This window comes from Peribacillus simplex, from assembly GCF_900156045.1.
GTDB lineage: Bacteria > Bacillota > Bacilli > Bacillales > DSM-1321 > Peribacillus > Peribacillus simplex_D.
In genome coordinates this window covers 168,744-189,738 of record NZ_FTMX01000001.1, presented here as the reverse complement: position 1 = coordinate 189,738, position 20,995 = coordinate 168,744, and the positions used below count along the sequence as shown (strand labels likewise).

The 20,995-nt window shown below is 43.3% G+C and carries 15 protein-coding genes and 1 pseudogene; 7 read left to right on the top strand and 9 right to left on the bottom strand.

The features are described 5' to 3' along the window. Window positions 1–81: 81 nt before the first annotated feature. The gene (gucD, locus tag BW986_RS00860; RefSeq protein WP_076364259.1) at window positions 82–1,545 is read right to left on the bottom strand and encodes an alpha-ketoglutaric semialdehyde dehydrogenase GucD; all 1,464 of its coding nucleotides are present in this window, start codon (window positions 1,543–1,545) and stop codon (window positions 82–84) included. Between the two features lie 17 nt (window positions 1,546–1,562). After that, window positions 1,563–2,495 (bottom strand): 5-dehydro-4-deoxyglucarate dehydratase, encoded by a 933-nt coding sequence (kdgD, locus tag BW986_RS00855; RefSeq protein ID WP_076364257.1) that lies wholly within the window; start codon window positions 2,493–2,495, stop codon window positions 1,563–1,565. Between the two features lie 321 nt (window positions 2,496–2,816). Between kdgD and BW986_RS00850 the strand changes: the two genes are divergently transcribed. The 3 genes from BW986_RS00850 to BW986_RS00840 all read left to right on the top strand — a co-directional run bounded on the left by BW986_RS00850 (window position 2,817) and on the right by BW986_RS00840 (window position 6,430). Beyond that, window positions 2,817–4,178, top strand: coding sequence for an MFS transporter (locus BW986_RS00850; RefSeq protein ID WP_076364255.1), 1,362 nt, complete (start codon window positions 2,817–2,819; stop codon window positions 4,176–4,178). A 31-nt stretch (window positions 4,179–4,209) separates the two neighbouring features. Then, on the top strand, window positions 4,210–5,568 hold the full coding sequence (gudD, locus tag BW986_RS00845) for a glucarate dehydratase (protein ID WP_076364253.1): 1,359 nt from the start codon (window positions 4,210–4,212) through the stop codon (window positions 5,566–5,568). Between the two features lie 160 nt (window positions 5,569–5,728). Continuing rightward, window positions 5,729–6,430, top strand: coding sequence for a FadR/GntR family transcriptional regulator (locus BW986_RS00840; RefSeq protein ID WP_076364251.1), 702 nt, complete (start codon window positions 5,729–5,731; stop codon window positions 6,428–6,430). Between the two features lie 378 nt (window positions 6,431–6,808). Here BW986_RS00840 and BW986_RS00835 read toward each other — a convergent pair whose 3' ends face one another. Further along, window positions 6,809–7,567: an SDR family oxidoreductase gene (locus tag BW986_RS00835; RefSeq protein ID WP_076364249.1), complete on the bottom strand. Its 759-nt coding sequence runs from the start codon at window positions 7,565–7,567 to the stop codon at window positions 6,809–6,811. Between the two features lie 190 nt (window positions 7,568–7,757). On the opposite strand from BW986_RS00835, the gene BW986_RS00830 reads away from it, so the two are divergent. Beyond that, a complete protein-coding gene (locus tag BW986_RS00830; protein WP_076364247.1) occupies window positions 7,758–8,375 on the top strand; it encodes a TetR/AcrR family transcriptional regulator in 618 nt (205 codons plus the stop codon). Between the two features lie 30 nt (window positions 8,376–8,405). Here the strand turns inward: BW986_RS00830 and BW986_RS00825 are convergent, their stop codons facing one another. Next, a complete protein-coding gene (locus BW986_RS00825; protein WP_076364244.1) occupies window positions 8,406–9,107 on the bottom strand; it encodes an alpha/beta fold hydrolase in 702 nt (233 codons plus the stop codon). 172 nt (window positions 9,108–9,279) lie between these two features. Then, window positions 9,280–10,182 carry a LysR family transcriptional regulator gene (locus BW986_RS00820; RefSeq protein ID WP_076364242.1) on the bottom strand — a complete coding sequence of 301 codons (903 nt, stop codon included), beginning with the start codon at window positions 10,180–10,182 and terminating at the stop codon, window positions 9,280–9,282. Between the two features lie 121 nt (window positions 10,183–10,303). On the opposite strand from BW986_RS00820, the gene BW986_RS00815 reads away from it, so the two are divergent. Continuing rightward, window positions 10,304–12,307 (top strand): YhgE/Pip domain-containing protein, encoded by a 2,004-nt coding sequence (locus BW986_RS00815; protein WP_076364240.1) that lies wholly within the window; start codon window positions 10,304–10,306, stop codon window positions 12,305–12,307. 376 nt (window positions 12,308–12,683) lie between these two features. Here BW986_RS00815 and BW986_RS00810 read toward each other — a convergent pair whose 3' ends face one another. Continuing rightward, on the bottom strand, window positions 12,684–14,189 hold the full coding sequence (locus BW986_RS00810; RefSeq protein WP_397221249.1) for a DHA2 family efflux MFS transporter permease subunit: 1,506 nt from the start codon (window positions 14,187–14,189) through the stop codon (window positions 12,684–12,686). Between the two features lie 141 nt (window positions 14,190–14,330). Here BW986_RS00810 and BW986_RS00805 point away from each other — a divergent pair, with 141 nt between their 5' ends. Together BW986_RS00805 and BW986_RS00800 are read left to right on the top strand one after the other, a co-directional pair. Then, a complete protein-coding gene (locus tag BW986_RS00805; protein WP_081395463.1) occupies window positions 14,331–15,287 on the top strand; it encodes a TetR/AcrR family transcriptional regulator in 957 nt (318 codons plus the stop codon). Between the two features lie 147 nt (window positions 15,288–15,434). Beyond that, window positions 15,435–17,108 carry a ribonuclease J gene (locus BW986_RS00800; RefSeq protein ID WP_076364236.1) on the top strand — a complete coding sequence of 558 codons (1,674 nt, stop codon included), beginning with the start codon at window positions 15,435–15,437 and terminating at the stop codon, window positions 17,106–17,108. Between the two features lie 46 nt (window positions 17,109–17,154). Here BW986_RS00800 and BW986_RS00795 read toward each other — a convergent pair whose 3' ends face one another. The 3 genes and pseudogenes from BW986_RS00795 to BW986_RS00785 form a co-directional block, all read right to left on the bottom strand. Further along, window positions 17,155–18,492: an amino acid permease gene (locus tag BW986_RS00795; RefSeq protein WP_076366193.1), complete on the bottom strand. Its 1,338-nt coding sequence runs from the start codon at window positions 18,490–18,492 to the stop codon at window positions 17,155–17,157. Between the two features lie 189 nt (window positions 18,493–18,681). Beyond that, a pseudogene (locus tag BW986_RS00790) lies at window positions 18,682–19,314 on the bottom strand (LysE family transporter). A gap of 150 nt (window positions 19,315–19,464) precedes the next feature. Further along, the gene (locus tag BW986_RS00785; protein WP_076364234.1) at window positions 19,465–20,697 is read right to left on the bottom strand and encodes an MFS transporter; all 1,233 of its coding nucleotides are present in this window, start codon (window positions 20,695–20,697) and stop codon (window positions 19,465–19,467) included. Window positions 20,698–20,995: the final 298 nt, after the last annotated feature.

The following is a 20,995-nucleotide window of genomic DNA, read 5'->3' as shown; positions in this document are numbered from 1 at the left end:
CTTCCTTCCAGATTTATTAACTTCATAAGTTCTATCATCATTAATTCGAAAGCGTTATCCATTGATCGCATTCACGTTATATTATTTTACAAACACCGTTTTAATGGATGTAAAAAACTCTTTTGCGGCTTCTCCTTGTTCCCTGGAGTGGGAGCTGGAGTTTTTCATGCCGCCAAATGGCGCCTGCAATTCAACGCCTGCGCTCTCAGCATTGACCCTGATCAATCCGGCTTCCATATCGTTAACAAATGATAGCAAATGTTGGATATTGGCAGTGAAAATCGAAGCACTAAGGCCATATTCGACGCTGTTCGCAAGTTGCAGGGCTTCTTCGACAGAATCAGCTTTCAATAAAGCAATCACCGGGCCAAAAATTTCTTCCTGTACAATTGCCATATCTGACGTGCAGTTATCAAAAATCGTAGGCTCTACATAAAAGCCATTAGCCTGAGTGCCTTCTTCAGCACGCTTTCCGCCAGTTAGAAGTGTAGCGCCTTCTTCGACTCCTTTTTCGATATAGGAAAGAACCGTATTTAATTGATTTTCACTGGCGCATGGCCCCATCCATGTCCCGCTGTCCAATCCATCCCCGATGGAAATGCCTTTCGTTTCTTTCACCAGCAGCTGCTTGAACTCTTCATAAACTTCAGCTGCAACGATGACGCGGCTTGTCGCGGTACATTTTTGCCCCGTCGAGCGAAACGCGCCTGTAATGACTGCTTCTACAGCCAGATTTAGATCCGCATCCGCTGCAACGATTACCGGGTTTTTCCCGCCCATTTCAAGCTGGTATTTCGCTCCGCGTGCTAACGCCGCTTGTCCAATCCTTTTTCCAACCCCGTTTGAGCCGGTAAAGGTAATGCCGTTTATATCTTCGTGATCGGCGATGCCCTGCCCGATGACACTGCCCGGCCCTGTGACCATATTGATAACACCCGCCGGTAAACCTGCTTCTTCAAAACACTCCATGATCTTCGCACAGGTGATGGCCGTCTCGGTGGCTGGCTTCACCACAATCGTATTCCCATAAACGAGTGCAGGAGCCATCTTCCAGATCGGGATGGCAATCGGGAAATTCCAAGGTGTAATGACGCCTACTACACCAAGCGGGACGCGCGTCGTGAACATAAGCGCTGAACTGTCGGTCGATGGAATGACATCCCCCACTTTACGCATTCCTTCTCCTGCATAGTATTTCAGGATTGCAATACCGCGTGCCGTTTCCCCTTTTGTTTCTGCAAAGGTCTTACCCATTTCCCGTGTTGCACATTCTGCGATTTCATCAATCCGCTTTTCAAGAATATGCGCCACTTTATATAGATACTCCCCGCGCTCTGAACCAGCTAGTTTGCGCCATTTGTCTTTCGCCTTTTTCGCCGCTTCCACAGCCAGGTTCAAATCTTCCTTGGCAGATTTCTGTACATATCCGACAATTGCCTGATTATCTGCCGGGTTTAAACTTTTTTCAACTTCATTTGAAATGGAAGCAACCCATTCACCGTTAATATAGTTAAGATACGTTTTTGTTTGAACTGTAGTTATCATATATAATCCCGCCCTTATTAGATTGATTGAATTGGTGTTTCTTTTGGAAAACGATCTAAAGCATTCTCTAATATCGTTTGCATTTCTGCATAATGTTCTTTTTCCACTGGAAGAATTGGTAATCTGACTGTTTGCCCAACCGGCATTCCCATGATCTCCATTCCTGCTTTAATGAGAGAAACGGCATACCCTTTTCGCTGACGGCGAATATTGTTGATTGGCATGATGACCTGTTGGTAAATTTCTTTGACCGTTTCTTGATCTCCGCTCAAAATGCCATTATAGAATTTCCGTGAGATGTGCGGGATGTAATTGGATATCGCGGATGAGTAAGAGTCAAAGCCAAGTGGAACGTAGGCCGACATGGTAACTTCCGCAAGCGGCATTCCGTTCAGCCAGCCGAAACGCTTTCCGAACGTTTGTGTAAGGAGTCCATTCAACTCCATATTGCCTAGACCGTCTTTGACGCCGACCACCTGCGGGACCTCAGCAAGCGCTTCCAAAGTTGAAATTGAAAGTGAAACATTATCACGCTGATATACGATGGAATTTAAGTCCGTACTCTCTGCGATAGCTTTGAAATAAGCCGCCAGACCTGCCTGTTCTCCAGTAACAAGATATGGAGGTAATATTAAATATCCGTCTGCCCCTCTATCCGCTGATATTCTGGCAAGTTCCAGGGAAGTTTGAATATTCCCGCCTACCCCTGTGTATACAGGGACTTTACCAGCTGTAACGGATACTGCTACCTCTACCATCGCTTCATATTCCTCTTTACTTAACGATGGATATTCCGCTGCTGCGCATGCTACGAAAATAGCCTCGAGTCCCTCATCCAGTAAAAATTGGATATTTTGGGCTAGTGCTTGTTCATCCAGCTTGTTACTCGTTGTAAATGGTGCTACGGGAAATCCGAGAATCCCTTTAGGCGCCTTGCGAATTTTATTCATTTTCTATTCCTCCTTGTGTATTATTGTTTTATTGTAAGACAAATATACCGTCTGGTCAATCGTATTTTTTTTATTTTCTGAAAAATCGAGCATCACCTCATCCCACAATAATTTCGCTTCTAATATATACAAAAAAACACGATAATTAAGGTGCTAAACATGAAAAACGATTTATGAAAAAAGCCATTGACAAACAATTTTATTTGTCTTACCATTGGACAAAACTAAATATTAAGAATTTTCACGAAGGGAGAAGCGGCCAACATTGTAAGCGGTATCAACTAAAAAAATATAATTAAATACGTTTAAGGAAGTGAGTATATGAACGCTGAAGAAAAAGTTTTTCAAGCATCTCCTAAACTGCCAAATGCCCAGAAAAAAACACGGACACGATGGTTCATTGTCTTCATGCTCTTTTTGGTTACCGCCCTGAATTATGCAGATCGTGCGACGCTATCAATAGCAGGTACGGACATGTCTGGTCAGCTTGGTCTCGATTCAGTCATGATGGGCTATGTTTTCTCCGCTTTTGCATGGTCTTACGTAGCTGGACAAATTCCGGGTGGATGGCTTTTGGACCGTTTTGGCTCAAAAAAAGTTTACTTTTGGAGTATCACGCTATGGTCTACCTTTACACTTTTACAAGGATTTCTCGGTTTTTTCGGTTCTGCCGGAACGGCTGTCATGGTATTATTCGGACTGCGTTTTTTAGTTGGATTGGCAGAAGCCCCTTCCTTTCCGGCCAACAGCCGCATCGTTGCTACCTGGTTCCCAAGCCATGAACGCGGAACCGCGGCTGCCACTTTCAATTCAGCCCAGTATTTTGCAACCGTTCTCTTTGCACCGATCATGGGCTACATTACGTATAAATTTGGTTGGGAATACGTCTTCTTCTTTATGGGCGCTTTAGGTATCATCGTTGCTTTCTTCTGGCTGAAAACGATATATGGCCCAAAGGAACATCCGCGCATCAACAAAGCTGAGCTTGAATATATCGAAGCAGGCGGCGCTTTGATCAATATGGATCAAACCTCTAAAAATAAGGAAGAAAAGAAAGGCGTCAACTGGAATCATATTAAGCAGCTTTTATCAAACCGCATGCTGTTAGGTGTTTATCTCGGACAATATTGCATTACGACGTTAACGTACTTTTTCCTTACATGGTTTCCTGTGTACCTTGTACAAGAAAGAGGCATGACCATTCTTGAAGTTGGACTCGTCGCTTCCCTTCCGGCCATTTGTGGATTTTTTGGCGGCATTCTCGGAGGGACATTCTCGGATTTCTTGCTACGGAAGGGATTCTCATTGACTGTCGCCCGAAAATTGCCAATTGTAGTTGGGATGCTTCTATCGATGAGCTTAGTAGCTGCAAACTATGTAGATACGGAATGGGTGGTCATTTTCGTTATGGCCCTAGCGTTTTTCGGTAAAGGATTTGGGGCACTCGGCTGGGCGGTAGTGGCCGATACCTCACCAAAGGAAATGTCCGGTGTCAGTGGCGGGCTTTTCAACACATTCGGTAACATTGCAGGCATTACAACACCAATCATCATCGGATACATCATTGCCACGACAGGATCATTTAATGGGGCGCTAGTCTTCGTATGTGCCAATGCTCTTGTCGCGATTTGCAGCTATTTATTCCTTGTTGGTGAAATTAAACGTGTAGAGTTAAAATCATAGTTAACCAAATATTCTGGTAGGGGGAAGAATCATGAACAATCAATTGCTTAAGGATAATGTAAAAATCGACACACCGGTAATTTCAGAAATGAGCGTCATCCCAGTTGCAGGCCATGACGGCATGCTGCTGAACTTGAGTGGTGCCCATGCTCCTTATTTCACCCGGAACATTGTCATTTTGAAAGATAATGCGGGTAATACTGGTGTAGGTGAAGTTCCTGGAGGCGAAAAAATTCGCCAAACACTCGAAGATGCTAAACAATTGGTTGTCGGCCAGTCCATTGGGACATACAACAACATTCTGAATACCATCCGTAAGCAGTTTGCGGACCGGGATGCAGGAGGCCGCGGCCTTCAGACGTTCGATCTCCGTATAGCCATCCATGCCGTAACGGCATTGGAAGCGGCACTTCTGGATTTAGTCGGCCAATATTTAGGTGTTCCAGTTGCAGCCCTTCTCGGCGAAGGACAGCAGCGTGATAAGGTGGAAATGCTGGGCTACTTATTTTATGTAGGTGACCGCAATAAAACGGATCTTGGTTATTTAAGCGAGCCTGAAGCGGCAGATGACTGGATTCGCCTTCGTCATGAGGAAGCGCTCACACCTGAATCGATTGTCCGCTTGGCAGAAGCCGCCCACTCTCGCTATGGATTCAATGATTTTAAACTGAAAGGCGGGGTTTTGCGCGGGGAAGAAGAAATCGAAGCGGTGACGGCACTTGCGGAACGCTTCCCTGAAGCCAGGATCACCCTTGATCCAAATGGCGGCTGGCTGCTTAAGGATGCGATTGAACTTTGCCGGGATCAACATCATGTTTTAGCCTATGCGGAAGATCCATGCGGAGCGGAAAATGGTTTTTCCGCCCGGGAAATCATGACGGAATTCAGGCGCGCAACGGGCCTTCCGACCGCTACTAATATGATTGCAACGGACTGGAGGCAAATGGGGCACTCCATTCAACTTCAATCCGTGGACATCCCACTTGCCGATCCGCATTTTTGGACGATGCAAGGCTCCGTCCGTGTCGCTCAAATGTGCAATGACTGGGGATTGACATGGGGATCACATTCGAATAATCACTTTGACATTTCACTTGCCATGTTTACACACGTTGCTGCAGCCGCACCAGGAAAAATCACTGCGATCGATACCCACTGGATTTGGCAGGATGGGCAGCGTTTGACGAAAGAACCTTTTAAAATTGTCGGCGGAATGGTCGATGTCCCTTCCAAACCAGGACTCGGAATTGAAGTGGATATGGAACAAATCGAGAAGGCACATCAGCTTTATAAACAAAAAGGACTTGGTGCCCGTGATGATTCAATGGCGATGCAATACCTGATTTCCGGATGGGAGTTCAATCCAAAATCACCTTGCCTTGTCAGATGATCTTTTCCAACAATGCGTGCGTCTCTCTCTTTAGAGCGGCGCATTTTACTTTTTTTGGGCATAGATCTTCTCTCCCTCACATGCAAATAAGTGTATTATATTATATAATTAGTCTTACAGTATGAATACATATAGGATTTAACAGAAAAGGGGTTACACAATGGAAGAATCGTCAAAGAAATTAGGCGTACAATCGGTACATCGCAACACTCTTTCACAACAAGTCGTGGATCAAATCGTGCACCTGCTCGTCAGCGGACAAATGAAAGCGGGCGACAAATTGCCTCCTGAAATGGAACTTATGAAAGAACTTGAAGTAAGCCGGCCTGTTTTACGGGAGGCGCTCAGTGCACTTGATACACTAGGTGTCATTACACGAAAAACGCGTGAAGGAACCTTTTTTAACGATAAAATCGGTACACATCCATTCTCTGTCATGCTGGCGCTGGCTACGAATAATTTACCAGCGATCATCGAAGCGCGAATGGCATTGGAGTTGGGATTGGTAACAATGGCTGCCGAGAAGATCACAGACGAACAACTGGAGAAACTGCAAGTTACGATTGACACGATTGCCAATAGTGAAGACAACGATTATGGAGAGGCCGATAAAGAATTCCACAAGATCATTGCTTTAAGTGCGAACAATCCCATTATCGAAGGCATGATCGATTCCTTATTGATTACCCATAATAAAATAAATAGCCTGATACAATTCAGGGAACGGGAACTGACTGTAAAGTATCATAAAGCCATATATGCGGCTCTTGCAGCACATGATCCACACGAAGCATTCAGCCAAATGTACAAGCACCTTGATTACGTACGTCAGAAAGTCCTTCAATATTCTCACGCAAATTAATATTTCGTTTGTGTGGAAGGTGAAAGTAATCGCAGCAAACTAATGGATCACTCAATGATCCAATTTCATAGGGAAAGTGGATTTTTTTGGGACCTATAATGCTTCCAAGATTTCAGAGTTCAACTTATCTTTTAAATCCAATTGATAGCATATTCTTTTTGAAAAAAACTGGATAGTAGTTGAACTATCCAGCCCTCACTTATCCACTTTCGATTGAAATGAAAATGTTCCCCGCTGAAGGCGAAACCTTCCCCTTGCAAATTGTTGGCTAACCACAATCCCCATCAATGCTCCACTCAAAAAAAATGCATCCCTGCTTGTTAGCAGGAATGCATGTGTCAGTCCCAAGTTCTTGACCTTCCTCTTTTTAATTTACGCTTAATACGCACTCCAACCAGCATCTGCCGTGATGACAGTGCCATTAACAAAACTGGAATCGTCTGAAGCAAGGAACAAAGCCACTTTAGCGATTTCCTCAGGTTTGCCATTGCGTGGATTGATGGCCATACCCAATTGTTGGCGGGAGAAGCCAAACTCATTGATATTCGTCATGCTGGAACCGATATTGGTTTCAACTCCGCCTGGTGCTATTGCATTGCAGCGAATCCCTTTATTGGCATACATGAAGCCCGTGTTTTTTGTGAACCCAACCACTGCGTGCTTAGAGGCAGTGTATGCTGCGCCTGCTCGGGCACCGTACAAACCGCCAGCAGAAGCAATATTGATGATGACCCCTTTTTGTTTCTCTAAAAAGATCGGCAGTACCTTTCTAGTCGAACGCATGACGCTTGTCGTGTTAATAGCAAAAATCCGATCCCATCTAGAATCTTCTATGTCTCCAGCAGGTTCCATGCCATCCATGATACCCGCGTTATTCACTAAAATATCCACCGTGCCATACGTATTTACCGTGGTATCGATCAAATGTTGAATATCTTCCTCCACTGCTACGTTCGTTTTAATGGCAAAGGCCATTCCGCCATTCGCTTTTATTTCTTCTACCGTCTCGTTCGCGCCATCGAGATTCAAATCCGATACGACGACTTTAGCCCCTTCTCTAGCATAATCTATAGCAATTTGTTTCCCCATGCCAGATGCTGCGCCTGTCACTACTGCAACTTTGTCTTGTAATTTCATTTGAACTCCCCCATTCACTCTATTGAAGTGATACTTATTGTACAGATGTTCATTTACTAACTTCCTTTATAGTATAATTAGTTTCAATAGGCTTATACAATCAGCAAATGATGATCTCGATGTTGAACAATGAACAGAAAGTGTTCATTATGTTCATTAAAAGTACAATAACGAACAAAGGGTGAAGAAAATGTCCAATAATAATACTGGGATTGATAGGAGGATCAGGAAATCCAAACTGGCTTTGAAAGAATCTCTCATATCATTAATGCAACACAAGGATTTCAGGGATATATCGATTACTGACATTGTAGAACGCGCCGACCTTAATCGGGGTACATTTTACAAACACTATCAGTACAAAGAGGAACTGCTTGAAGAGGTCATGGAGGATGTAATTGCCGATTTGATCATATCTTACCGGGAACCTTATAAAAACGTTGAAACTTTCACCATCAATGAACTAACGGCTTCTGTGATCAAAATATTTGAACATGTAGCTAACTATGCAAACATTTATACCCTCATCCTAAAGTCGAATGCATGGCCTAAATTACTGGAAAGGATTTGTAATGAATTAAAGAAACTTCCATTGGAAGACCTGGAAGATTACCGGCCGAATCCTAAGATCAATACAGAACTTGCCTCCAGTTATCAGGCATATGCGATCTTAGGCATGATCATCGAATGGGTCAACACCGGTTTTAAATACAGCGCTGACTATATGGCGGAACAGTTACTGGAAATCATTAATAATAAATCGGTAAATGCCGTCTATAAAATAAACCATACATTTAAGCAGAAATAAGAGGGCTGCATCGGCAACCCTCCAATCTCATTAAAGCGCCTGCCCTTTGGAAAGAAACCTTGTTACGGCAGCCAGGAAAGCTGATAAATTATCTTCATGCACAAAGTGTCCTGCATCCTCTATCGTCACCAATTCGCAATTCGGAATAAGCTCGGAAACTTCCTGCAATATATTTTGGGGTATTTGGCTCGACCCGCCCCCTATAACAAGCGTCGGCATCATAATATCGGTAAGACGTGCCCACCATTCGGGATTGGGTTCATTAAGCTGCTGTATTATCGAAGGCACAACCTGCCAATCAAACGTCAGAGGGACAGAAGGTTGGGAAGGAACCTCAATTGGTTCATCCGAGAAAGGTGGAGGCGTATCTTCGACAATCAACCTATCTATCCTCGAAGGAAAAGTTTGCGAGAAAAGATAGGAAACTGTTCCCCCCATGGAATGCCCTATTAGCGAAAATCTTCCCAAATTCAGCGCATCCGCAAAATGAAGCAAATCATCGCGCATCAATTCGAATGTGTATGTATTGGTTCTCTCACTCCCACCGTGTCCCCGTTGATCTAAAGCTAATACACGATAATTTTCTCCTAATGCGGCAGCCACTTGATCCCATGACTCTGCACTTTTACCCATCGCGTGCAGAACAACAAGCGGTGGTGCAGAAACATCCCCGCTCTCCCGGTATTGAAACGTGTGTCCATTCAATTCAATTTGATTAACCCGTATTTCCATCTCCATTCATCTCCCAGGATCGGAATTGGTCAAACCCGATCTATTTAAGAAAACCTCCTAAAATACTATGTTCACGATAATTAAATTATACTTTTTATGCCTTGACCCATTAATTCTCCCTAACAGCGATTCATTCCTGTCTTAATTCCGATTATTTTGACCTTTACCATATTTATTCATCCTTTGGTCTGGCGGAGTTGGCGGCAGCGAAGTAATCCATGACAAATAACCTAAATTGCTTGGCTACTGGGGTGAAGTAGCGTTTTTCTGACCAGCCGAGCCCTATTGTTCTTTGACAAGCAGGTTCGGTTATCCGGATTTTATGGGATAATGACCCGGTTTGATGGAGCCATGTCAATTCGGATACGAAGGCGACTCCCAGCCCTTTCCTGACAAGGTCCGAGATGACAGCAGGTTCATCTCCTTCAAATGCAATGTGCTGGACGAATCCCGCCTCGAGGCAAAATTGGTCGGTGAGGCTGCGGAACCCGAAGCCTGTGTTCATACTGATGAATGGTTCATCTTTCACTTCTTGAAGTGTAATGCTTTCCCTGCCTGCCAACCGGTGATTGGGAGGCACGATCAAGTATATTTCTTCGGTGATCAGCGGTTCCCACTTTAAGTCCGGGCCTTCAATCGGAACAGATGAAATGCAATAATCAATTTCTCCTTCTATTAGAAGCTGCTTCATGGATGATATGGATTTTAGGAATTGTTGAAAACGGACATCCGGGTATTGAGATAAAAATGTACCCAATAAATCAGGCAGGACCCTGGGAATGGTAACGGCCAAGGTGATGTTCTTTTGGTCTTGATCTGTTAATTCCACTATTTCGCGCCTCCCTTCATTCAGTTCCGCAAAAGCGCGTTCAACACGGTTCAAGAAAATTCGTCCTGCTGCATTGAGCTTGATTTTCCGGTGTTCCCTATCGAACAGTGCGACTCCCAAATCCCCTTCAAGCCGGGATATGGTTTTACTGAGGGATGGCTGAGCAATCTGAAGTTGTTCCGCAGCCTTCGTCATATGTTCCAGCCGTGCTACGGTTTGAAAGTACTGGAGCTGTAATATTTCCATTTTCCCACTCTTTTCACATAGATTTAAAGCTATTATTACATAATCAATTATGTATTATACAGTATCTAAAAAAGCCATTATGATGAAATAATCTCTTAGTCAGAAAGGGCAGGCTCAAATAATGAAAGGTTTACAACTTGTATTTCAAGATATAAAAGCGATGTGGAAACATAAACACGGGAGAATCGCCTTGCTTTTCCTTTTGGTCGTTCCATTGATTTACTCAGGTTTCTTCTTGGCAGGATATTGGAACCCTTATGGAAAGTTGGATCAGCTCCCTGTGGCAGTGGTCAATCTAGATGATGGTTCAAAAATGGACGATAAGCCAGTCGAGGCTGGAGAGGATTTCGTTGAACAATTGAAAAAGCAGAAAGAATTGGATTTTCACTTTGTCACGGCAAAGGAGGCAAATACGGGTCTTAAGGAAGGTACCTATTATATGGTTGTCACGATTCCGGAAGATTTTTCGCAAAATGTCACGACTTTAATGGATAAAAAACCGGAAACGGCTAAACTTTTGTATACTGTCAATCCAGGTAAGAACTTCGTTGCCTCACAGATCAGCTCTACTGCTGTTGAAAAGATGACTGCAAAAATCAACGCAAGCATCACGAAAGTCTATTCTGAAGGCATCCTTTCGAAATTCCAGGACGTTTCTAACGGCTTGGCGGATGCCGGGGCTGGAGCGGAAACGCTTCATCAAGGAACGGCGGATGCGAAAAGCGGAAGTGAGAAATTGAATGATGGCATTCAGGATTTGAATGATGGCGCCCAGAAGCTGCAAACAGGAAGCACCAAACTCTTGGATGGACAAGAAGCCTTAGCGGCTGGTGCGAAAGGATTAACATCAGGTTCCCAGACCTTGCATTCCGGCATGAAGCATCTATCTGATGCACATGACTCATTGGAAAATGGGATGAATGAAGTAAGTAAGGGTGTTGAGAACTGGTCAGCCGGAAATGCAAAATTGATGCAGGGGCAAGAACAGGCTGCCGATACAGCGAATACTCTAAAAAAACAATTGGATGCCTATATGAAAAGTCATCCTGATGCGATAATGGATCAAGACTTCAAACAAATCGTTGCCCTTTCAGAAGGTTTATCCAAAGCAGCCGCCACTTTACATGCCGGTCAAAAGCAATTGGGCGAAGGTGCTGTCAAAGTGGCTGATGGACAAGCAGCCATTCAAACCGGGATGAATGCTTTTGGGGATAAAATGGCACAAGCTACCTCGGGTGCCAAGCAATTAAACGATGGTTCTGTAGAATTGGCGAATGGATTATTTAAATGGAAAAATGGTTTCTCCACTTTACATGACGGAATCGATTCGCTAGCCGGCGGAAGCAGCAGGCTAGCCAGTGGATCGACGGAACTTCAAGACGGACTGGCTTCACTGGAAACGGGTTCAAGCAAATTATCCACCAAGCTTAATGAAGCTGCCGATAAAACGGCCAGCCTTCAGTACGACGATTCGACAACTTCGATGTTCTCTGAACCCGTCCAATTGGTCCAATCCAATTTATCTGAAGTACCTAACTACGGAACCGGGATTGCTCCTTATTTTCTGTCGTTGGCCTTTTATGTAGGCGGCATCATGGCTTCCAATATCTTGCCGCTTGGCCGCAGGCAGAATCTTAAGGTTACTGGAACCGTTCATTTCACGAATAAATTAATGCTCGTATATGTAATCGGCTTGGTTCAGGCACTTCTAGTGGATACAGTCGTCCTTCTCGGATTCCATTTACACGTGGCCAGTGTCCCTGTATTCATTCTATCAAGCATCATCGTTTCATTTACCTTCATGACATTCATTCTTATGTTGGTGACCGTATTCGGAGTGGTGGGCAAATTCGCAGCCGTGACTCTTCTCGTGTTCCAATTGGCGACCTGCGGCGGAACATTCCCAGGCGAACTGGGCATGTCATTATTGACGAAAATCGGTCAATTTTTACCTATGGCCCACTCATTAAAGGAACTTCAAGAGGTCATCTCATTAGGCGGCTGGGAAAACTTGCGAACGCAGATTTGGATCTTACTTGCCTATCTCGTTTCTGCAGCGATCATTGCCTGGATAGCCAGTCATATCCAGCATGCAAAAGTAACTTCAGAGGAAGTGACATCTTGATGTAAAAAAGCGCAGTGCAAATGGCACTGCGCTTTTTTATATGGCTGTTTTCGCATACTTTGTTGCTATTTACCAAGTAAAGCGGTGTGGTTGATTTCCTCTCCAGATGCTTTCCGCGGGGCGGGCGGTGAGCCTCCTCGGCGTAAACGCCTGTGGGGTCTCACCTGTCCCGCTGCTCCCGCAGGAGTCTCGCACTTGCGCTCCAATCAACCTTAAATCGTTTCGTTTTAAAAACAACAATCTTTACGAAAAGAGCCTTTTATATACAAGTGAAATTACATGGGTGAAACATACTGATTAAGTCGACTGAACTTAAAAGAAAAAGCCCTATGCTGCCTGAACGGTTCAGGTGGCATAGGGCCTTTTATTGTTTCATTTAAGCGGTTTGATCTTTTTTCACAGCTGGTTTTTCTTCAGCCGGCCAAGCACGCTTAATGAATAATGCCAGAATCAGCGCCACACCGGCAATGAAGGTGGATACAAAGAAGGAGAAGTTAATTCCATCCAGCATTGCCTGCATCCCGATTTGGGCTTTCATTTGGCCCATCATCTCAGCGGTGGGCTGGCTTGTTAATTTGCTCATCGCTTTCGTCATTAAATCTTCGGCAGTAGAAGCTGCACGGTTAGACATGACCGTAACCAGCAATGCCGTACCGATCGCACCGGAAATTTGGTTCAGTGTGTTATTCATGGCTGTACCGTGCGGGTTCATGCGGGCTGGCAGCGAGTTCAAACCATTTGTCATGATCGGCATCATGGACATTGACATCCCGAAGGAACGAACGGAAAACAGGATTACAATTTCTGTATACGTAGTTTCCATTGATAATTTACTTAGCAAATACGTAGTTACCACGGTGATAAGCAAACCGATTGAAGCAAGGATGCGGGCACCGAACTTATCGAAAAGCTTACCGGTAACCGGTGACATGAGGGCCATTAATAACGCACCTGGAAGCATCAGTAATCCAGAATCGAATGGTGAAATGCCACGTACTGTTTGTGTGTACATCGGAATTAAGATCATCCCCGAGAACATCGCCATGTTCAGTACGATTGAGATCGTTGCGGATAAAGCGAACATCGGGTGCTTGAAAATCTTGAACTCAAGCATTGGTGTTTCCATTTTAAGCTGGCGGGAAATGAAAAAGATCAGGGAAATGGCACCGACAATCAGTGTTCCATATACCCAAGGGCTATCCCAGCCTTTGCTGCCTGCCGAACTGAATCCGTAAAGCAAACCGCCGAAGCCTAAGCTTGAAAGGATGACCGATATTTTATCAATTGAGATATCGACTTTTTCCTTGTGGTCTTTAAGTTTAAAGAAGCCGAAAATAAGCACTATTAAGGCTAGCGGAGTAATGAAATGGAATAGCATTCTCCAATCATAATGTTCGATGATCCAGCCTGAAAGCGTCGGCCCGATTGCAGGGGCAAACATCATGACCAAACCGAATAGTCCCATTGCCGAGCCCCGTTTTTCAACAGGGAAAGAAGTTAAAAGTACGTTCATTAATAATGGCATCATGATTGCCGAACCGGCAGCCTGAACCATACGTGCGCTCAATAATAACGGGAATACATGCGCTACACCTGCAACGATCGTCCCGATTGAGAATAGGAGCATGGCTGTCAGGAACAGATTACGCACCGAATATTTTCTTATTAAGAAGGCTGTTGTCGGAATCATGATTCCGTTCACGAGCATGTAGCCCGTTGTCAGCCATTGGACTGTGGAAGTCTCGATTCCCAGGTCTATTTGGATTGATGGCAGTGCAATATTTAAAAGGGTTGAATTCAGTATCGATATGAACGCCCCGACCATCAGTATGGCCAAAATGCCATACGAACCCTTTTTCTCATTTGTTTGTGCAGTACTCACTTTTTATCTATTCCTCCATTCAAACTGTTGGTTCATTTTATTATACGAGCGGTATATTCCAATCTCACAAAATCAATAATATACCCCTAGTTCATTTTTTGCAATAAAAATTTACTGGTTTAAATAAGGGTTTGTGCTGTGATGAAAAATAGAGTACGATTACTTTTATACAAGCAGTATAATGAAAATAAGGTGATAATGATGAATAATCGAAGGCAGAATGTCATTGATACGGCTCATAAGCTGTTTATTGACAAGGGCTACCAAGCCACGTCCATCCAGGACATTCTAGATGGCAGCGGTATATCAAAAGGTACATTCTATAATTATTTCCCTTCGAAGGGTGAATTATTTATAGCCATTTTCCGTTCCTTCTATACAAAGATTCGCCATGACAGGGAAAAACTGTTGATTGGTCAAGATTCAGCCGATATTGAAATTTTCATCCGGCAGCTCGATTTGCAGATGATGGTGAACAAGCAAAGCAAATTGCTTATCCTGATCGAAGAAGTCCGTGTTTCCAACGATGAAGAATTAAAACAATTCATCAATAAGACGGTATTATTGAACTTACGCTGGATGTATAGCCGTTTTATCGATATATTCGGAGAAAGCAAAAAACCCTATCTTTTGGATAGCGTCATCATCTTTCATTCGATGATGACCCACATGAATCACTTTAGCTATCGTGCTAATCCCGCCGGTACACCGGACATACAAATTATCCACTATTGCATGAACCGCATTGTCCATTTAGTCAATGAGGTGGCTGAAAGCGGGGAACAGATCATTGATCCGGAACTAATGGATAAGTGGTTTCCAAACTTTACAAATCATCTTGATTCTTGCCATAATGATTTGCTTCATTCCACCACGGAATTGAAAAAAGCGATAAACAAAGCTTTGCCTTGCGATGAAGATCGAACAAGAGCCATTGAATTGATCGACTTTATCCAAGATGAGCTGATGCAGTCCGACAAGCCGCGAAAATTCTTGATAGAAAGTTTGCTGCACACTTTGAAGACTGGATATGCATCACAGGTCCAAGCATATATTGAGACTTTTGAAGAAAGTATCAATTCTTGCTTGAGCCGATGAAGATTGGAGATGCACACACCTGCCGAAAACGGCAGGTGTTTTTTTTATGGCTTTTTGAATTTGCCCTGTTTTAAAAAAAAGAGTTGGTTTTATAAAAGGGTCCTAAGGAAACACTATCCTTATCATCATAAAGGGAGGTCTATCTACTTGAGTTTGAAAGAGAATGCTTTGTCCATACTGGCTCTGGGCGGAGTGAATGAAATCGGTAAAAACATGTATGTGGTTCAATATTCCAACGATATCGTCATTATTGATTGTGGTGCAAAGTTTCCTGATGAAAGTTTATTAGGAGTCGATTTGATCATTCCCGATATTTCCTTTCTTCAGGAGAATAAGGAGAAGATCCGCGCTTTAATTGTGACTCATGGGCATGAAGATCATATTGGCGGGATCCCTTATTTCTTGAAAAAGTTGAATGTCCCCATTTATGCCACACGTTTAACACTTGGTTTGATTGAATTGAAGTTAAAAGAACATAACCTATTGGCTGATACGGAATTAATCCAGATCGATTCTGATTCAAGGTTGGAATTTGGGGAGATGGTTCTGGACTTTTTCAAAACGAATCACAGTATACCCGATTGCCTTGGAGTCACCATGCATACGCCAGAAGGCACGGTCGTTCATACAGGGGACTTTAAGTTTGACTTGACACCCATGAATGATCAGTACCCCGATATTCATAAAATGGCCAAAATCGGGAGTGAAGGTGTACTGGTTTTATTATCTGAAAGCACAAACGCTGAACGTCCCGGCTCAAGCCCCTCCGAGCATCTGGTTGGCAGCCATATTGAAGAAGCCTTCATGCAGGCAAAACAGAAAGTCATCCTTTCGACCTTCGCTTCAAATGTCAATCGCGTTCAACAAGTTGTGAACGCTGCACAGAAGACAAACCGGAAACTCGCCCTGATTGGACGAAGCATGGTGAACGTCGTAAACGTTGCCATTGAACGCGGCTACCTCGATGTTCCTGATGGGATGCTTATCCAACCACAAGAAGTCGATAGTTATGCTCCTGAAAGGGTCGCGGTTTTATGTACAGGAAGTCAGGGAGAGCCGTTTGCTGCCCTTTCCCGCCTTTCCAGTTCGAATTATCGGGATATGAGTATCTTGCCTGATGATACTGTGATTCTTGCCTCCACTCCAATACCCGGAAATGAACGGGATGTTTCACGGATCATCGACAACCTATTTCAGCTTGGTGCCAAAGTCATTTACGGTTCTGGGACTGTAACGGGCATGCATGTTTCCGGACATGCCTATCAGGAAGAATTAAAGCTCATGCTTACCTTGATGAAACCTAAGTATTTCATACCGATTCACGGTGAGTATCGGATGTTGCACCAGCATCGATTGTTAGCCGAGTCTGTCGGAGTGGAGAAGGACCATACTTTCATCATCAATAATGGTGATGTTGTGGATATTGAAAACTCCGTTGCCCGTCAAACAAGAAAGGTGGCTGCCGGCAATACCTTTGTTGACGGTGTTGGCGTTGGGGATGTTGGAGAAATCGTTCTGCGGGACCGTAAGCAGCTTTCCGAAGATGGAATGCTCGTGATCGTCATAACACTAAGCAAGACGGAAAGAAAAATAGTATCAGGACCCGATACCATTTCCCGTGGATTTGTATATGTTCAAAATTCCGAGGACCTCCTTAAAAACGTGAATCGCCTTGTCACGAAAACGGTCAACGACTTACAAAGTGAAAAAATATACCGGTGGAACATCATTAAACAAACCATTAAGAAGGAACTGGGGCAATATCTCTTTAATCAAACAAAGAAAAAACCAATGATCCTTCCGATCATCATTGAGGTTTAGCGCCCAATCGAAAGGAACTCGATTTCGTATAGACGAGTTCCTTTTTTCAATCAAGCCCTGATTTACTCGCTTTTGCGGCCATCGCCTTGTTCTTATTCCAAACCTTGAACTTCATGAAAACGGCGGCAAGACCGATGATCACGATGAATAAAAGGCTGATGAAAAACCCTGGACGTATCTCTTTTTCAAGCAGGGTGCCACTTACGGCGGCCAAAATTAAAAGAAGTCCGAAAACGGCCGTAATCTTACTCCAAATCTTATTTTCCAAGATTTTGAATGAAGAGAGAATGATGAATGCCCAGTTGTACAAAAGTAATATTCCAGCGGATGTTGTAATGTATTCATAAATCTCGCCTGGCAGGAGCAAGGCAGTGATGATTGATCCTAAAAGTCCCAAGGTTCCAAGACCGAGTGAGGGCAGTGGAAGGTCCTTGAATTTCTTGATCTTTTGCATAAATAATGCGGGTGCATTCCCATCATCGGAGAGCGTTACCAATAGATTGGTTACCCCAAATAGTGAAGCGGTCATCGTCGAGAAACCGGCAATGATGATCGCACCATTAAAAACGTGCGGGAAAAATGCCAGGTGATAACTGTCCAATGCCGAAACGAATGGGCTTTCTTTTTCACTGAATGCTCCTAATGAAATCATGGTCACGGCTAACCCCAATGAAACCACATATATGATGGTAAGAACCAAGAGCATGATCGTCCCTGCCTTTGGCGCATCTTCCTTTTTCTTAAGCTGCATCGCCATCAGTCCAATGACCTCGATGCCTCCAAACGCATAAAAGGCATAGATAAGGGATGTCCAAAACCCTTTTAGTCCTTTTGGAAATAATTCATTGAACTTATTCGGAAATGAGGGCGGTTTCCCTCCATCAAGTCCAAACCAGCCGAAAACTGCACATATTGCAATAATGATGAACATTACGATCGCTGCCGTCTTAATTATCGCAAGTATATTTTCCACTCTGTCGAACCCTTTTGTTCCCAGTAATACCACCACGATCGAAACAATGGCAAAACCGGATGCAAATAGCCACAGCGGGACCTTCGGAAACCAAAATTGAGATAATAGCGAAAGCGCAGTAAGCTGGCTTCCCATGATCAATATATTGGAGGACCAATAATTCCAGCCACAGCTAAAGCCAGCCCATCTTCCAAATGCTTTATTGGCATAATAACAAAAAGATCCCTCTTGAGGATCGGCAGCCGTCATTTTAGCAAGCAGATTATAAACGATATAAGTACCTAGGGCAGCCAATACAAATGAAAATACAATGGATGGTCCCGTCGTTTTAATCCCTATGGTCGAACCGAGGAAATACCCTGTCCCGATCGTACAGCCAACACCGACCAATGATAACTGCCACCATTTCATATCGCCTTGTTGTTCACCAGATGCTTTGGAATTTTGGGCAACCTTTCCTTTCGCTGAACTGCAATTGGCTTTTGTTGTCATAACATTACCCCCTTCCATCATTCATAGTGTTGATAATGCCACAATGAATTATGCAAGGAAGAAGTTTTCAAATACCCTGCCCTATGTATTAACCTGAAGCATTCTGCTTTATGATATGATGGCGGAAATGCCTTGATATGCAAAATAAACACCAAAGCCGACCATGATAATCCAGAGATGATCGAAATGGCCATTAAGCTTCTTTCATTTAAAAACCTGCGAAATCCATTCGTTAATGCCGCTACAAAAAAATCCCAACAGGTAAGACCAAGAAAAATCATCCCGCTATAAATGAAAAGTTGGGATGTCCCATAGGTTGAAGCCGTTTTAGCTAAAACAGACCCATATATCCCCAACCAGAATAAAATGGATAATGGACTGGTCACTGACATGATGAATCCGGTCAAAAAACAGGAAATTAAAGAATCTTTATTCCTGTATTGATTTAATAGTATCGTATTAACTCGTAAAACACTTTCGACCCCAGAATAAATAAGCACAAATCCGCCAAAAAGCCATAGAAAGATCTGACGATCGGAATTTCTAAAAACCGTACCATACCCACATACACTAAAATCATGAACAAGGCATCTGCAATCATCGACCCTGCCCCAACGATCCAGGCATGCCAAAATCCGTTCTTGATTCCTTTATCGATACGAGCGGAATTGACCGGACCGATCGGTGCTCTGCAAGGGTTAGTCCTAAGAAAAAGTAACTCAGCAGTAAATGTACACTCAAAAAGCATCACTCCTTCGAGCCAGTTCATGACTTGTACATTCTATGTGACACCCCCGCCTTTAACCTCATGAAAAAAAAATTTTGCGAGTTACAAAACAAAAAAAGCCGTGGGAAAGCCCGGCTTTTTCGGGAAATTTCTATTGAAGCCTATTAGGCAGCAGCTTCTTTTTTGTCTGAACTAATGAATTTCAAAACAATCAAGACGATGCCTATGCCTATGATCCCTGTAATGATATAGCTCAAATTGAGATGATTTTTCATGACAAGGGACATGACCGGAGGGCCTGCCGCAACTCCGATGAACCTGGATGACATGTAGAAGGAGGTTATCGTTCCCCGCTGTTCCTTTTTTATATTTTGAGTGATGATTGCGTCAAGTGTCGGCAATAACGCACCAATTGCTATGCCCACCAAACTTGTTACGAGTAATAAAAGGAAAACTTTGTTTTTTGTAAAGCCGACAAATACAAGGCTGATTGAAAGGACAATTATACTGATCATGATGATCTTTTTCATGATTGGCAATTCACCCTTGATTTTTTTCCCGGCAACATAGGAAGACACACAAAGAAAAAATAGCGGGATCGCTATCACTAAACCTTTTTTGATTCCATGCAAATCATGGATTTTTTCCAGATTATCAGACAAAAAGAAAAGAACACCGAACAAAACCAACATGACAAATACACCAATCAGGAAAACTGTATATAACCATTTTCCTTCCTGCCTGAATATTTTTTTCGTATCATGCCAAAATTCTTTGAATTTCTTCGGATCATCCTTTTCCTTTGGTACCTTTATAAAGAAAAAGACCAAGACAATAGATATTAAACTGAAGAATGAAATCGAGAAGAATGGTAAAAACCAGATAAATGCAGCAAACAGGGAACCCAATATTGGACTAAGCACTTTCCCAAATGTATTCGAGGTTTCAATGATACCCAGACAAGAACTCGTTTTTTCATCATCATCCTTGTATAAATCCCCCACCAGAGGCAAAATGATGGGCGAGGCTCCAGAAGCCCCAATCCCCTGCAATACCCTACCGATGATGATCCATGTATAGGGATCTTCCAATTTCCATGATGCATACCCTGCGACCAAGCCACCAATGAGGGCGAGGATCAGACTTGGCAGGATCACCATCTTCCGTCCGAATCGATCTGATAAATAACCTGCTATGGGAATTAAAAAAATGGATGCAACGGAATAGCTTGTTATCACCATGCTGGATTGAAATGAAGAGATTCCCACCTTATCCTCGAAAATGGGCAAAACCGGGATAAGCATTGAATTTCCAAGGGTCATTACCAATGGAATCGATGCCATACTGATCAGGCACCACACGCTTACATCTTTATTTTGCTTCTCATGACCTTCCATACTTACACTCCTCATCCATTATAAAAGCAACTAATTGCATAAAAGGTAACCATTTGTGAAACCAAATGTTTTGCATCATTTTTTAGATGTCTTAAATTATTATGTTATAGCATTGAAAGATTTATTCAGTTGCGCTTCACCCAAAAATTACCCCTTTTGACCTTTAAAACAACTAAACCCATTCTGTGTAAGAATGAGTTTCCCGCTTTCGTTTTCATAAAGGAAAAATATCCTTCTCTTTTTATCAATTGTTACGGCTAGGAGCCCAACCGGACCATGATTCCACTCAAAAAAGGAC